Source organism: Bradyrhizobium sp. KZN70725 (genome assembly GCF_055264925.1).
Genome location: NZ_JBUYWT010000048.1, coordinates 26,675 through 41,910 on the forward strand (window position 1 = coordinate 26,675; position 15,236 = coordinate 41,910).

General features: G+C 61.0%; 13 protein-coding genes and 1 tRNA gene. 3 read left to right on the forward strand and 11 right to left on the reverse strand.

The annotated features are described in order from the left end of the window. Positions 1–62: 62 nt before the first annotated feature. On the reverse strand, positions 63–449 hold the full coding sequence (locus tag ACZBJS_RS32245) for a YciI family protein (RefSeq protein ID WP_076831500.1): 387 nt from the start codon (positions 447–449) through the stop codon (positions 63–65). A 493-nt stretch (positions 450–942) separates the two neighbouring features. Between ACZBJS_RS32245 and ACZBJS_RS32250 the strand changes: the two genes are divergently transcribed. After that, a tRNA-Gly gene (locus ACZBJS_RS32250) sits at positions 943–1,016 on the forward strand. A 72-nt stretch (positions 1,017–1,088) separates the two neighbouring features. Here ACZBJS_RS32250 and ACZBJS_RS32255 read toward each other — a convergent pair. Next, positions 1,089–1,373: a hypothetical protein gene (locus tag ACZBJS_RS32255; protein WP_210263018.1), complete on the reverse strand. Its 285-nt coding sequence runs from the start codon at positions 1,371–1,373 to the stop codon at positions 1,089–1,091. 123 nt (positions 1,374–1,496) lie between these two features. On the opposite strand from ACZBJS_RS32255, the gene ACZBJS_RS32260 reads away from it, so the two are divergent. After that, positions 1,497–2,432, forward strand: a complete 936-nt coding sequence (locus ACZBJS_RS32260; RefSeq protein WP_168858779.1) for a hypothetical protein — start codon at positions 1,497–1,499, stop codon at positions 2,430–2,432. A 17-nt stretch (positions 2,433–2,449) separates the two neighbouring features. On the opposite strand, the gene ACZBJS_RS32265 is transcribed toward ACZBJS_RS32260, so the two are convergent. From ACZBJS_RS32265 to ACZBJS_RS32275, 3 genes are all read right to left on the reverse strand, one after another. Then, positions 2,450–3,832, reverse strand: a complete 1,383-nt coding sequence (locus ACZBJS_RS32265; protein ID WP_168858780.1) for a hypothetical protein — start codon at positions 3,830–3,832, stop codon at positions 2,450–2,452. Positions 3,833–3,859: 27 nt separating this feature from the next. Continuing rightward, positions 3,860–4,981, reverse strand: a complete 1,122-nt coding sequence (locus ACZBJS_RS32270; protein ID WP_316397692.1) for a type II toxin-antitoxin system VapC family toxin — start codon at positions 4,979–4,981, stop codon at positions 3,860–3,862. Positions 4,982–5,071: 90 nt separating this feature from the next. Next, the gene (locus ACZBJS_RS32275; protein WP_057019602.1) at positions 5,072–5,950 is read right to left on the reverse strand and encodes a hypothetical protein; all 879 of its coding nucleotides are present in this window, start codon (positions 5,948–5,950) and stop codon (positions 5,072–5,074) included. Positions 5,951–6,079: 129 nt separating this feature from the next. Here ACZBJS_RS32275 and ACZBJS_RS32280 point away from each other — a divergent pair, with 129 nt between their 5' ends. Next, positions 6,080–6,709 (forward strand): hypothetical protein, encoded by a 630-nt coding sequence (locus tag ACZBJS_RS32280; protein ID WP_316397691.1) that lies wholly within the window; start codon positions 6,080–6,082, stop codon positions 6,707–6,709. A 56-nt stretch (positions 6,710–6,765) separates the two neighbouring features. Here ACZBJS_RS32280 and ACZBJS_RS32285 read toward each other — a convergent pair whose 3' ends face one another. The 6 genes from ACZBJS_RS32285 to ACZBJS_RS32310 form a co-directional block, all read right to left on the reverse strand. After that, positions 6,766–8,352, reverse strand: a complete 1,587-nt coding sequence (locus ACZBJS_RS32285) for a class I SAM-dependent methyltransferase (RefSeq protein WP_168858783.1) — start codon at positions 8,350–8,352, stop codon at positions 6,766–6,768. A gap of 5 nt (positions 8,353–8,357) precedes the next feature. Next, positions 8,358–10,994, reverse strand: a complete 2,637-nt coding sequence (gene tssH, locus ACZBJS_RS32290) for a type VI secretion system ATPase TssH (RefSeq protein ID WP_141339672.1) — start codon at positions 10,992–10,994, stop codon at positions 8,358–8,360. Positions 10,995–11,091: 97 nt separating this feature from the next. Then, complete coding sequence (tssG, locus tag ACZBJS_RS32295; RefSeq protein ID WP_316397690.1) at positions 11,092–12,156, reverse strand: type VI secretion system baseplate subunit TssG; 1,065 nt, start codon at positions 12,154–12,156, stop codon at positions 11,092–11,094. After that, positions 12,120–14,087, reverse strand: a complete 1,968-nt coding sequence (tssF, locus tag ACZBJS_RS32300; protein WP_316397689.1) for a type VI secretion system baseplate subunit TssF — start codon at positions 14,085–14,087, stop codon at positions 12,120–12,122. Before tssF ends, tssG begins: the two co-directional genes overlap by 37 nt. A gap of 1 nt (position 14,088) precedes the next feature. Next, positions 14,089–14,637, reverse strand: a complete 549-nt coding sequence (gene tssE, locus ACZBJS_RS32305) for a type VI secretion system baseplate subunit TssE (RefSeq protein WP_092082332.1) — start codon at positions 14,635–14,637, stop codon at positions 14,089–14,091. A gap of 68 nt (positions 14,638–14,705) precedes the next feature. Further along, complete coding sequence (locus ACZBJS_RS32310; RefSeq protein WP_016843423.1) at positions 14,706–15,191, reverse strand: Hcp family type VI secretion system effector; 486 nt, start codon at positions 15,189–15,191, stop codon at positions 14,706–14,708. Positions 15,192–15,236: the final 45 nt, after the last annotated feature.

Here is a 15,236-nt window from a genome sequence, read left to right on the forward strand (position 1 = left end):
GGAAACGTGCGAAGCGGTTTCCCTCGCGACAAGCGCCAAAGCCGTTTGCGCGGGGACACGCGCTACGCGTCTCGCGGGCCCGCGGTCTCCGGAAATGGCGCGCCGGGGATGTAGAGCTTCAGCGCGCGGATCTCGTAGACCGCCGACGGGTTGACGCTGCGCAGGTCGCGCGCCGCGGCGATCGCCTCCGCCTCATCGGTGCAATCGATCACGTAGAAGCCGAGCAATTGCTCCTTGGTTTCGGAGAACGGCCCGTCGATCACCATGCCGTGGCCGGGCCCACGCAGCGTGCTGGCATTGCGGGTATCGCCGAGCCGCGCAGCCGGACCGAGCTTGCCCTTCAGCCGTTGATGGACCTCGCGCAGACCCGTCATCACGGCAGCGTCCTCCTCGGCGTTCCACGATTTGACCTCGGCTTCGACGTGATAGGCCAGGATGGCATAAAGCATCTGATGTGCTCCTTATTTCTGATGCGACTGGCCCAAGGACGTCTCGCGGCGATCCGAGCCGACATTTCATCTGTAGCGGATCGGACGGTCTCTGTGTTGCGACAAGGTATCCCGCCGTCCGGCATGGCGGCGGCGAATCGCACAGGCCAAGACAGCAAAAAGGCGCGGCGGATGAGCTTCCGCCGCGCCCCCGATTTTGATGTCTCGCTGGTCCAGGGCTGAGAGCGCCCCGATGCCAGGCTGATTGCTCAGGGCCTAGCGGGCGATCCCAGCGAGGTGACAGCGCTTGAGACAAGACACTAGATCACCTCCTTTCTTTGTTGATGGGACTTCGAATATAGGTGCCGAATCCGCCGCTGTTAAGGCCGCCTCCGGCCCCAGCCGCGCCAGGAAACCGGCCGGATTGCGGCGAAATGGTTTCGTTTGCCGGAGAACACAACGCACGCCGGGGCAGTTGAGGCCGCCGCCCGGCCGTGTTAGGTGAACCCGAGATGCGGGTGTAGCTCAATGGTAGAGCAGCAGCCTTCCAAGCTGAATACGAGGGTTCGATTCCCTTCACCCGCTCCAATAATTTCAGGTACTTATCGGAATATTTGATTTCCGTTCCGACAACAGCGCCGAATCCATTCCGATAACCGTTCACTTTCTGGCCGCCTGCTTGCGCCGCTTGATCTGTGCGTGCTTGGCCTCGTCGTCATGATGAAGGTCGTGCTCCATCGCTTTGGTCGATGACCATTGGCCGTTCTTCATCAGTCGCGTTCTTGTGGGGCCGGACGTGCTCGCCTCGGTGGTCCCGCCATGCCGGCCAAACGACGTGAAGGTCAGCTCAGGGCGCAAGCCCGCAGCCGGAAAGATATTCTTCGAAATGCGCTCCACTTGAGTCGGCATTCGCCCTTGCTGCTCAACGACACCAAGCGAAATCAACTGCCTCGCAAGGCCAATTTCCGCTATCTTGCGCGCTCAACCGGACGCGATCCCGGATGGATATGCTCGGCGCGATGGACCGGGCGAGATCCCGTCCGTGGATTAGGAGGGGTGGGGGAAGCCATGCCGAGCTTCGTTCAGTTCCTGCAGAATTCGGGTGTGTACGCTACGCAAAATTTCATGATCGTTCCTCGGGGAGGCTTCAACCTGGTCTGCCTCCGCGACAGCAAGGACGTTGGCCTGTCGTATGATCGCAATCGACTCCTGGTCGAGGATGTGCGGCTCGATGACGTCGAACGTGTCGCTCAGGAATACATCAAGACCCGCTTCAGGGAGCAAAAAGGCCAGGAGCGCGACGACCAGTTGCTGCGTCTGCGTACAGCGCTGTATGCCACTGCACGGCCGGACGGCCCTGCGCGCGGCCTCAAGGTCTCGCCCAAGGATAAAGGCATTCCCGAGCTTAAAGCCGTACGCGGCAGCACAAGCATCAAGTTGGATGTCGCCATTCTGCCGCGCAAGGATTTCACGATCGCGTTCAAATTCCTCAAGTACCTCGATCAATCCGGCAATCTGATCAACGCCACGAAATGGACGCCGGACGACGTGCCCTGGTTCCTCACCAAGCTGAACTGGACGTTCGGGGCTCAGGCAAATATCTTCTTCACCCCGGCAGAGGCGACTTGGATGACGGTCCGGAAAGCCCTGGGGCCAAAAATCTCGCGGGATGTTTTCCGCAAGGAGATCGTCCCGTTCAAGGTGCGCGGCGCCGATCTCACGTGTTTTCTCGTCGGCGACTATGACGCAATGGATAACGAGGCGGCTGGAGAGTATCTGCCCGACGAGCAGGCCTTCGTGGTTGTCGATCAGGGCAATCCACCCGTGTTCGACTATGGCGAGGCGTTCATTGGCGTCATGGCGCACGAGGTCGGTCACTTCCTGCACCACAAGCGGAACATTCCCGGGAGTGGGCACCATAATCGAAGCGGCATTTTGCTTTCCAGCGGCATGGAAAGCTTGTCCCTGGACAAGCAACTCGTCACCGACCTCAACGCGTGGTGAGAGCGCTTGTTCTCCACTCACGCTTTGGCAGCAATGTACCCGTAATAATTCATAAGGAAGTCCCCAATCGAGAGAGGCTTCTGAGCGCCACCCTTGCCCGGATGCGGGATCGCGTAATCTCCTTTGCCCCATGTGAAGATCGTTGTCGTCACGTTTCCGTTCGACACTTGTATCCTGTCACGCAAGACGACCCAGTGCCGCGTCAACACCGAGCCTTCATCCGACTGGTCGTCATATTCGATCATGTTGGCGCTTATGAACAGGCATACGCGGTATCCACTGGCGAGCAGGGCGTTGGCTTCGTTGACGCTGTCGATGCCTTTGCTGAATTTCAGATTGGTCTCCTCGCGTACGTCCTGGTATCCGGCCTTGCGGAACCATTGCTCCATTTCGCTCGGCAAGGTGATCCCCGCGACATCGCTTATTCTGCCGGTGTCGTCAAAATCGAGGAACCAATTTTCCGAGTCGCGAATGGAGGCGCAAGTCAGCCAATCGACGTGGTCCAGCGAGTAGGGCGGCGTGTAGTTTTTCACGTCCTTTCCCGGCTTGATCAGCAGGCGGCCGAGGTTCGCCTGCCCCTTCTGATACAGATCGATGGCGAACCGCGCATATTGCCCCGGCTTGTCGGATGCGTAGCTGAACATCAGCGCGGAGGGGCCGCACATGCTCGCTTGATCCTGATCTATGAGGCTCGGCTTCGCAATTCGCCTGAGAATGCCGATCCCGACGCGGTGCGGGTCGAGCTTCGGAAAGAATGTGGTCCTCGTGTTCTTGAGGAAATCGCAGACCATCTCCGCGGCGAGCTTCTTTTGATCCGAGTTGAGGTCGTACGGTCCAACCCCGAGCCACTTCTTCTTTTCGTCGCCGACGAAGAGCGTGATGAGCTTCTTCGAAGTCGGAGAAAGCGTTCTGGAGGTGTTTGCAATGGTGGTCAGGTCGTCCAGCTCGAATGCGGTGACCATGCCATCCGTGACGGTCGCCCTGATAATGTCGACGACTTCCCCATAGTCCAGCTTGGAATCGTCGAGCAGACCCTTGCGAAGTGCGGCATCGACGGATGGCGTCGCGATCCCGTCCCATTGACCCTTGGGAGGAGGAGGCTTGGCGGCTGCCTTGGTCGCGAGATCAACGAGCCGAGTGAATGTTGGCCCACCAGGCCGGATATAGCCGTCCGGCGTGCCCGGGAAGTTCTTCTGCTGGAAATACAGGATCGAGTTGTAGAGGCTGTCGCTGGCGTGACCCGTCACGACCATTTGCGGTTTGAGCGTGGTCTCGGCTCCTCCGTCGGAAATGGCGATCTTGTTGAGCAGCGAGATGACCAGTTCCTGGTCCTGCTTCCAGTTTTGGCAGCTGCGACCCGTGGCGGCAAACCGTCCTACTTTGTCTTTCAATTGCGGCATGAGCAATCACCAGCAATATGATCGTTTTCAGTGGCGGATTGTGGGCTCAACTATCGCATTGGTGGTCGGCTGAAGCGTCCACGCTAGCTTGTCGATGAACTCGTACTCAAATAGCGCCTGCGGATCGGTTCCGAAATAATATCCATACTGATGCAGAATCTTGGAGCCCTTGGCGACCATCTCGCGCTTCCATTTCAGGTCCTTGGCAGAGCTGAACTGAAATCCAATCACCACCGCATAGTTTTCGTACGCTTCGGCCACTTGCAGAATGGTCGCGCGCGTCAGGATGCCAGCAGGGTCTTCCAGACCTTGAACTCTGAACGCGGTGATGCGGTTCATCAGATTTGATGCAACTTCCTCCTCGGACCAACCCATGACGCCCGCTGCAACGCCCTTTGCAAACCCCTCCTTGATGAACTTGACTTGAATGTTCTTGAGTGCCTCTCGGGCCGCGACCTTGTCAGCCACCATAAGGACCAGATCGGGGATCATCGCAGCGATGTTCTCGGCCTTGAAAGCCTCCTTTAAACCCGCCTTGAAGCCGGCCTTGGCCGCGCTCCAAAATCCTTCGCCAGCGACGGAGCCTGCCGGCGGCGGCGGGACCTCTGGCGGGGTCGGTGTGTTCCGCGGGACCTTCAGTCTCACCTCCGGTGCCCGGAAGTCGAGCGCTTGAACGCCTCTCCTGCGCATCGCAATGAGCGTTCCTCCGCTGTCCCTGGTCAGCAACACCGGATTCTTGATGCCGCGAGCCACTCCGCCTGCCCTGACCTGGGCGACAACATCGGAATCGAACGCGGAAAGCCCGTGATTCAAACCCTCATTGCCCCACTTCCAAACTTGCGCGCGGGGCACCTGGGTCATCATTTTGTCTTCGACGATCCGCAAGTCAGTGAGCAATTTTTCGCCGGACTGAGCACGCGCTCCCTTTAGAAATTCAAACTTGACCCGCGGTGAGATCAGAACCTCGTGACCGTCCTTGGCCAGATTGAGAATTTCATTCTCGAAGCGTCGGCTGAGCGCTTTCTCGGCGGTGCTCGCCGCAGCTCTTTGCCCGTTCTGTATGTCTATAAGAATATTGGTATCGAGCCAGACGGGGGGCTTTAAGGGCGCCATTGCAACAACACCATTGGCATAAACTGTAGGACGCATTTTGCGTCGGCGAGCCTATCCCTCAGTCGCGTCTGCTGAAGCGCCGGTTCAAGCGGCTCTGCCGCACCCTCGATCGCAGACATGCGATCGTCAGCGCGCGCCTTTCGGCTTGGAGCCAAGCAGATCATGCGTTCCACTGACGCTTAACGTTCCCGAGCACTCGAATCCTCCGAAAATGCCGCAGGAGCCGGTGACGGTGACGCGCAAGTCCTTGCGTTGATACAGGTCGACCGAAACGCCAAATCGCGAAAAATCGTTGGCGCTGTTCGGCAGGATCAGGTCGATGTGATCGATCGCCCAGCGCGGCAGGTGAGGATTGCTCTTCCAGAACAGTTCATTGACGGCGTGGTGGCCGAAATTCGGTCCGACCGTGAGGGCGCCGTCTGCGCCCTCAAACACGAAGCCGGTCTCGTCGATGTGAACATTGACCCGGTCCGGCGCTACCGCGAAATGCAGCGACGTGATGTCCTGCGGCTGCGGGTCCTTGCCGAACTGCGCGCTATAGTCGTCGCTCCATTGCCCTCGGCCGCGCCCGAGCCCGAAGCCGTGCCGGCCCGGAAGGTCTCGCGTCGAGAGCGGCCGGTCGGATAGTTTTGGGCGCCAGATCTCCCGGAATCCCTTGCCGATTGTGGCTGCCATCGACAGATCGAGGGCCCAATGCGACGGCTTCTCCGGGCTTTTGCCTTCGGCGAAGGCGTCGAATCCGTCCGACGTCTTGGCAATGCGCAGCGTCTTGATCAGGTCTTCCCAGTCCTTGGGCAGGAACGTGACGCCGTCGAGCGTGCTCGTCGCGGCCGCGACGCCATACTTCTCCAATTGGCGTCGGATATAGGCCTTCTCGTCATAGAGGCGGACATTGGGATTCGGCCCCGCGAAATATTTCGACAGATCGATCTGCGGCCGGAGCATGGTCAGCCGCGCCGCGATCTTGCGGTAAGTGTCGGTCGTGGTCGGGTCGGTGGTCGTCACGGGGCTGCCCTCCGAGTGAAAGCCAGTCCCCGATTTGTCTGATCCGGCCGGGGCCGGGTTCAACTGAACCTCCTAACCGGAAACGCCGACCACCATTCGTGGAGCAGTGTCAACAGCAAGGACGATCCGATGTCACTTCGGAGCAGGGTGCTAGACGTACTCAATGGCCCGGCGGTCGCACGCATTCGCTTCCGGTTTCCGATCCGTGGCAGCCACGTGACGATTGCACCGCAAACGTTCCATCACGTCGCTCGCGCGATCCGGTTGGGACAGGTCAGCGTCAGAGTTCCGACGGACCTCGCGGCAAATGTTGCGGCACAATATAACGACGTCGCGCGGACCCGGGCGGACGGTACGGTCGTCGCGGCGAATACGCTGGAGGTCGTGTCGGCGACGGGGCGAATGGACGAAGCCTATATCGTCCACGAGGCCTTGCATGCGGCTTACGATCTGCTGCGTACCGGCCTTGACGGCAATGCGGAGGAGGCGTCCGCCTATGTCTGTACCGCGCTCTACTGCCGCATGACGGGCCTGCCGCGACCCCGCTGGGCGAACGGCACGATCTACGCCAATGCCGCGGAAGTCGCCCGAACGTTGCTGTCGCAATACCAGAAGGGTGATCCCGGCATTCCCTGGGTCGGCGAGCATGAATGGCAGATGCTGCGCGCCGGTGTCGGCCTTAGCGCGGTCTATGCCAGCGGACCCGGCGGCATTCTCACCGGGTGGCTGCTCGGCCAACAATACACCCACGACGGCTGATGGGACGTGGGGCGTCCGCTCCACAAAATGACGGGCCGGCTCCTTGCCGCCCGTCCTCAGGCCACCAGCAAACCCAGTTTGCCGACCGTCGCCAGCGAACGGTCAACGCTTTGTCGGGTTGACAGCAGCAACGGCTCGGCGGGCTGCCCGGCATCATCCAATTGCTTGACCTGGATGGTCGGTCCGAAGATTTCAGTCATTTCGGCTGTGATTTGCTCGATCGTCCGGGAGCCGTCGAGCAGTTGCAGAAAGTGGCGCGTCCTGTCGTCCTCCAACTGCACGGTTTGGTGAAGCAGATTGGTGACCAGCGGGCCGCTCTGCGCCTGTCTGCGGGCGAGCAGACTCGCCTGCGGACAATCCGTGACTTCCTTCACGAGAAACGGCCGTGATTTCAGAAAGGAGACCTCGCCGCTGCAGGCCAGGATATAGAGCGCTTCCGTCAATATCCGTTGGTCATCGGCTGTTTGCCGGCCGTCCAGCAGCGTCCGGGCGCCATCGAGCAGTTCAGTGAACGAGAGTGCGCGCGGCCAGGCCCGGCCGAGACAAAGATGTGCGGCCTTCAGGAGCGGATTGGTCACGGTGATTCGGCTGCCGTCCTGATTTTCAAATTCCATCTCGGAATCGTCGGTCAGGCAGGCGTCGGGGCGACGTGGGCTGGTGGTGCTCAGCAGATAGAAGGCGGTGATGAAGTCGAGATCGACCTTGCGGTCAAGGGAGATGCCTTCGTGGCAGAGCAACGTACGCCGAAACCCGTTGCCGTCGATGAAGTCCTGATACTGATCGCGCGCCATGAACTCGCTTTCGGGAAAGCGCTGCAGCGTGGCGCGGACCTCTTCGGTGTAACCGGCAAGATAGCGTCGTGAGAAATCGGCGTCGCTCAGATATTGCAGCCCATGTCGGCCGGCGTCTTCGACGACTTCGTGCAGCAGGAACGCCGTCGCGCCAGAATCGAGATCGTCGTGAAAAAGCAACTCGTCCGGAGCCTTGAGCACGCGGTTGCACTGGTCACGCATGACTGTACCGTGCACCGAGCTGGACTTCGATCCTTCGCTGAGAAATTTCACGATCGCGCGAGCTTGTCCGACTTTCTCCTTCATCCCGGTGATGCGCCGGGTGTGGTAGCGCATCATGTCGCGGACCATGTCGCGAAGATGCGAGAACGGGTGCGCGTTGTAACTGACATAGCAGAGCCCCCGTGGCGCCAAATTCCGTTTGAAGATGGACATCATCTTCTCGCGCACGACCGGTGGCACCCATGAATACACGCCATGGGCGATGATGTAGTCGAACTGTCCGAAGGCAGCGTCGACATCCATGATGTCGCAATGCAGAAGCCTGATGTTGCCCAAGCCCAACGCGGCGATGTTCCGCTGTCCGCGTTCGATCGTAACGCCGCTCAGGTCGATACCGATGAACTCGCTGTCCGGATATTGAAAAGCCATCGGCAACAGATTGCCGCCAACGCCGCAGCCGAGCTCCAGGACCCTGCAGCGCTCGACCGGAGCCGGCTGCATGCCGTAGACCGTAGCGATCGTTGCCAGATGGTTCGGGTGAGTGAGCCCGTAGACATGCCCGGGATAATACACCTCATCGTATGCTGTGGTGCCGGTGGTCGGCTGGCGGTGCTCGGTCTGGATGTTCATCGCAGTCAGTTCCACGAATATGCAAACTTGTCGTTCACGATCGAGACGCGCGTCTGCTTGACCTCCTCCTTGGCGAGAGACTTGCTGAGGAATTCACGCGACAGTTCGGGCAGCAGCGTGTTGGTGATGATGTTGTCGATCATCCGCCCGCCGGAGTCCGGATCGTTGCAGCGGGATACGATGTGCTCGACGACTGCATCGTCGTAGCCGAAGGCAGCCTTGTGATTATCGCGGAGGCGCTGTCCGATCCGGTCGAGCTGCAATCTGACGATGCCGGCAAGCATCTCGTCCGAAAGCGGAAAGTAGGGGATCGAGACGATGCGCCCAAGCAAGGCGGCAGGGAACACCTTCAGCAATTCCGGCCGCAGCAGCCTGGCGAGTTCTTCCGGCTCGTTGCGATACTTCGGATCGCGCGCCAGGCTCATGATGAGATCGGTGCCGACGTTCGTGGTCAGAATGATCAATGTGTTCTTGAAATCGATTCGCCGACCGTTGCCGTCCTCCATGACTCCCTTGTCGAACACCTGGAAGAAGATCTCATGGACGTCGGGATGGGCCTTCTCCACCTCGTCGAGCAGGATAACGCTGTAGGGCTTGCGCCGGACCGCTTCGGTGAGCCGGCCGCCTTCACCATAGCCGACGTAACCCGGAGGTGCGCCCTTCAAGGTCGAGACCGTATGGGCCTCCTGGAACTCCGACATGTTGATCGTGATCATGTTCTGCTCGCCGCCATAAAGGGTTTCGGCAAGCGCGAGGGCGGTTTCTGTCTTGCCCACGCCGGACGGTCCGGCCAGCATGAAAACGCCAATCGGCTTGGACGGGTTGTCCAACTTGGCGCGGCTGGTCTCGATTCGTTTCGCAATCATCGTCAGCCCGTGGGACTGGCCGACCACGCGGCGATTGAGAATTTCGGGTAGCTTCAGGACGGTTTCGATCTCGTCGCGCATCATTCTGCCGGTCGGGATACCGGTCCAGTCGGACACGACAGAGGCCACCGACTGCTGGTCGACATGGGCGTAGATCATCCGCTTTTCCGGATTGATGCCTTCCAGTGTCTCGAACTTGCCGCGCAACTCGACGCGCTTCGTCGCTCGATCTTCGTCGCCGTTCTCGGAGAGGATTTCGCGAATGCTGCGGATGTCCTTGACGAGCTCCTGTTCCTTGGCCCAGTCGGCCTCCAGGCCGGACAGCTTGGCCTTCAGCGTCGCGATGTCGCCGTCGATTGTGGTGATGCGCTCGCTGTTCTCGTCCCCGAGATCGCCGTCGCTGACCAGCGCTGATCGTTCGGCCTCGCGGGCCGCGATCGCGACGCGAGCGTCCTCGATCAGGGCCGGCGTCGCGCTTTGACTGATGGCTACCCGTGCTGAAGCTGTGTCCAGCAGGCTGACCGCCTTGTCCGGCAGCTGTCGGGACGGAATGTAGCGATGCGACAGGTTGACCGCGGTCACGATCGCGGCGTCCGAAATGCGAACGCCGTGGTGCTTCTCCATCGGGCCCAGGAGACCGCGCAGCATGATGCAACAGGTCTCTACATCCGGCTCATCGACCTGGATCGGCTGAAAGCGCCGTGTGAGTGCGGGGTCCTTTTCGATGTACTGGCGATACTCTGCCCAGGTGGTGGCGGCGATGGTCCGCAGCGTGCCGCGGGCGAGGGGAGGCTTGAGGAGATTGGCCGCGTCGCCGGTGCCGGCGGCGCCACCGGCCCCGATCAGCGTGTGCGCTTCGTCGATGAACAGGATAATCGGGGTAGGCGAGTTCTGTACCTCGTCGATCACCGAGCGCAGGCGCTGCTCGAACTCGCCCTTCATCGAGGCACCGGCCTGCATCAGGCCGATATCCAGCGCGCAGAGCCTGACGTTGCGCAGCGGCGGCGGCACCTCGCCGGCGGCAATGCGCTGGGCAAATCCCTCGACCACGGCAGTCTTGCCGACGCCGGCCTCGCCGGTGAGGATCGGATTGTTTTGCCTCCGGCGCATCAGCACGTCGATCAATTGGCGGATTTCGTCGTCTCGACCGAGGATCGGGTCCATCTGGCCCGATCTGGCCTTGGCGGTCAGATCCTGGGAGAACCGGTCGAGCGGCGTCGTCCCCTTGGGATTCGCCCGGTCCGTACCGTCAGTACCGGCACCGGCCAATCCGGAGCCGTCCATCGGACGCATGGTCTCCTCCTCGGAGCCTGCCCAGATGGCGCGGTGCTCCGCAGCCAATGCGTCGACATTTATCTTGGCGAATTCCTGCGAGATGTTGTTGAGCGCACGACGGATCTCGTTCGATTTCAATCCGGCGACCAGGAGATGTCCGGTGCGGATCTGGGTCTCGCCGAAGAACAGCGTGGCGTAGTGCCAGCCACGGTCGAGAATATCGATGACCGAATTGGCGACGCCCGGCATGTCGGTTTCGTTCTTGCGGAAACCGTTGATGACGCCTGCGAGGTCCGACAGCAGCCGCGCGCGGTCGAGCTTGTAGTGATCCACCGACAGGCTGAGGTCGGTCCGCTCCTGTTGCAGGATGTGAAACAGCCAGTGCGCAAGCTCCACGTTACGGTTGCTGACGCTCTTGGCGTGGCGCAGGGCCTGTATGAAGGCATCGTAGCCGGCCCGGTTCAGTTTGCCAGTCACGGCCTCAAGGCTGATATCGGTCACGATGGCGCCTCCTGCTCAATCCCCGGGCGATGCCGGGTCGTCGCGGAAATCGGCTCGAATTCCCATGATGTTAGGACAATCGGAGCGATGCTTAGGTTCAAATCGGCTGCTGATCAGTCGCAGCGTTGCGCCGGGCTCTGAGACGCTCGGCAAGGTGAAAGCGTGCATCGCGCCGATACTCCTCGGTCGAGGCCCAGTTCGGCGAAACCCAGCTGGTCCATCCAAGGCGTCCGCTCTGCCCGAGCTTCATCGGGACAACCGCTCCCGCCGGAATGGCAAGTTCCACCTCCCACTCGAGTTCGTCGCCGATGTAGAAGTAGACGGCGTCAGCCAGGGGCTCGGACAGGTTCGGCGCTTCGGTGGGCAGGAACTGCTCGTATTGAGCAAAATCCTTCACGAACACGCGAACCCTGATCTTGTCTTCGACGCTGAACACACGCGAGCCCAGGAGCGCGTCGTGACCAAGCTTGGCGTGCGTCCCGCCGAGCCGGCTGCAATGGCTTGGGTCGAATGGGAGCCACGTGCCGACGAACTCGTCGATCTCGACCCTGACATCGAACAGCCCTTGCAGCAGCCGCGCCAGTCGTGATGCGGATTTCGCTCTCGGTGAAACCAGCCCGGCGAAGCTCAGCTTCGCCATGTCAGGCACGGTATCCCGATTGGCAAAAATATCGGAGCCGAGGCCGGCGAAGGAGCCGACATAAGCGATGAAGCGGTCGTCGGATGGCCGATCATGCTGGGCGATCGGCCGTGCGTCTGCCCAGGCTCGAAAGAACAACTGCAGAAAGCGTCCGTTCAGCAGGTCGAGAAAACGGGGGAAAGCGTCGTCCCGCATCAACTGCCAGCCGACGCTCTCATCGGTGGTAGCCAGCGGCAGCGCGCCCTGCGGTCCGAGCAGGCCGAGGAATTTGACCAGAATTTTGAGCCTGCCATCACGATCGTCGACCGAGCTCAGATTGGAGGCGGGAAATTCCAGATAGGGGGTTTGACCGAGGTCGACAAACTCCTCGCGACGCGCTGCATTGTCGCCGATCCGCGGTCGATCCGGATTGCATCGCTCGAGCTGGCGGAGCGTCTGAAAGAAATCGAACCGCCAGGGCTCGGCCTTCATCTGGTCGATCAGCGTCACAGCGGCCTCCGGGTGCCCATGCGGGCCGGCCAACGCATGATCTCGCCGCGCTCCGGGGTCGAGATGACGGTCTGGGTGAAGGTGTTGAAGCCTGAATAGTCGGCGAAGAAGCGTTCCAGCACAGCTCCGAGCAGGAACACGCCGCTGCCCTCGAATGCCTTCTCGTCAAGCGTGACCGTGATCTCCAGGCCGCGCGCCGCGCCGCTGCCGGTACGCTCACGCACCCGCCGCACCACGGGCCTGCTCTCGACGCTGCGCACGCCACGAATCTTTCGCTCCGTCGCGTCGTCGAACTGGTCGGCGAACAATGACAGCATCTCCCGCAGTGCTCCGGCGTTCTTGCCGCCGCTGCGTTCCACGAGGCCGAGATAGTTCAAACTCAGCATGTTGATCAGGCGCCAGCTGACGACGCCGCTATTGGCGATTTCGCTGCGGCTGCGCAACTGCGCCACCACCGGCTCGCGTGGTCGGGTGGGGCCGGCGATGCACATCAGCTCGAGCGAGGTGTCGTCCAGCAGGCGAAAGTCGGCTCCGCCCTGGCCGACCGGCAGATGTTCCGTGAGATGCCGGTTGGAGCACAGCGCGCGGACGCTCAGCTCGGCGGCGGATCCGTCGCCGCTCGGGTCGCCGGGCTCGAGCAGCGAGAGGAACATGTCGGTTCCGGTATAGTCCGAGGCCGCGCCATAGGTCTTCTCTTCGACGGTGCGCCGCCGCGGCAGCCGACGAACCGTGTAATAAAGTCCCTCGACCGATCCGGCCGTCCTGTCGACGGCGGCGGAGTACAGCGGACGCACGCGCCGCTTGTCCTTTTCCGCCGGAAAGTGCGCGTAAACCTCCAGCACCTGGTGCGGCTCGTATTCGAGGTAGCGGCTTCGGTCGGGCACCACGTGGTATTCGTAGGTATTCGACTTGATCGGGATGCGATCGCTGGTCTTCTCGAACAGGTTGATCGCCGGGGCGGTGTAGAGACTGAACGTATCCGCCCGGACCGAGGCGGCGAGACGCGAGTTGTGTTCATCGAACGCGAAGACGATATCGATGGATTTGCTGCGTAACCGCGGCATCACAGCGCGAAGCTGCGTCAGATTGACGCCAAGGAACTTGCGCGGAAACACGAAATATTCCCGCAACAACTCCGACCCGCGAAAGACCCGGTTGTCGTTCGGAAACAGGGATTCGTTCTCGCTGAAGCCGACTTGCTGCACACAGTCGTTCGGAGCCCGGATGACGACCGGATCGCCGAAATCGTCGAGATAGCGAAAATAGAGCCCGACGCAGTTCGAGGTCAGTTGTTCGTAAAGTGCGATGGCGTCCGACTCGGCGCCGGTCAGATAGATGGGCAGTTCGCTGGTGCGGCAACCAGCGAACCAGGTCTCCGGTTTGTTGCGAGTCTCCGCGTCCGCCGGCTCCTCGTCGAGCCGCGCGGCGGTACGGTGTGTCAAGGAGACCCTGAGCCCGGCGATGACCTCTCCGCCGACTGGAATCCCGAGGGCCTGCAACGCGCCCGCGGTCGCAAAATATTCGGCGCCGGTGACGTCAAAAGGCCAAAGCACGATATCGCGGCAAAGCCGGAACCGGCAGGCGAGGCTCCGTTCCCTTTCGCGATAGCTCGCGTCGAAATAGGCGCCTCGCGCGATCTTCTTGCCGTCGCGCAACGCCGGATCGGCGTAGGTCGGCTGAATCTTGACCAGCATGGCGGACGGAGTCGGCGCGAGATAATTCGGAACCAACTGCTCAAGCAGGTTCGCGGTGAATTCCGGAAACTCGTGCTTGAGCTTGAGCTGGACACGCGCGGCGAGAAATGCAGCGCCCTCTAGCAGGCCTGAGATCATCGGATCCGAGCGGTCGCGGACCAGACCGCCGAGGCGCTCGGCGATACCAGGATATTCCTCGGCAAAACCTTCCGCGTGCTCGTACAGCAGCGACAGTTCACGATTGTAGAAGTCGAGGAATTCGCGGTTCATGCTATAATCGGTTGATCTGTATATCGCCGCTGTCGAGGTCGACGTCTGCGACGAATTCCACGGGCACGTTGAGCGGTTCGCATTTCAGGTCGGAATGCACGACAAAGCGCAGTTTGAGCTGCTCGGCGCCCACGGAGGTGTCGCGCCGCACCCGGATGGACTTGCGATCGAGTCTCGGCTCGTAGGTCGTGAGCGACATGCGCAGGGCATCGCTAAGCTCCTCGTCGGTGACTTCGTCGATCGAACGGTTTGCGATATCGGGGAAACCATAGTTCAGGATCGAGGTGCGGACGCAGCCGCGACCGGTCAGGTCAAGCGTCGATTCGAGGGCAATGGTATTGAGGAGTGTTTCGACGTCCTGCGAAACCTCGCGCCTTAGCAGCGTCTCCGAGATCGGGAAACGACCAGCGCTGCGCCGTCCCGCTATCACTCGCTCGCCGAACTGATCGCGCAGTTCGAGTGCCTTGCGCGCATCGCGAGCATCATGAGCCGCACGAAAGGCCAGCATCAATGGCGGAGAGAGCCGGTCCTTCCTTGGCGTAACGGTCATTGACGGTCCCCGTACAGCCGGCGCCGATTGCCGCTATTGGCAACCGGCGCCGGGCAGGAAGCCTGCGATCAGGCCCATTCCTTGTTGGCCGCAACGTCCCATCCGAACACCGGAGACGCGCCGGCGCCGCCTTTTTCGGTCTGGGTCTTGTAGGTCATTTTGACCTTCTGGAAGTTCAGGCTGACGTTTTCGGTGAGGCGATCCTCGCCGTGCGATCCGCCCGTCGAGACGCTGGAAACCAGAACGTGCTTCATCTCGATCTTGAGATATTCGAGCGGGTGTTCACCGGCCTTGCGTACCGTGAGGATGGCGCTGTCGATGTGCTTTCCATTGGCGCAGACCTTGAAAAGCTCGGGTGTCGCCTTGTCCACGAAGTGCGTGAAGTGGAGGTCTTGAACCGCGACCTTGCCGGCGCCGCCGCCCGACCCGCTGTGGAACGTGCCGCTTTGGCTCTCGCCGAACGACCAGCTCAAAATGTCGATTTCGTCCTTGTGTTTGTCGTCGAGCGACTCGCCCTTGATCGGATCGAGTTTCAAAAAGATGTCGACAGCCATAGCATAGCCCTTTCAAAATTCTCTGATGAGTGACGGTTGCAATAG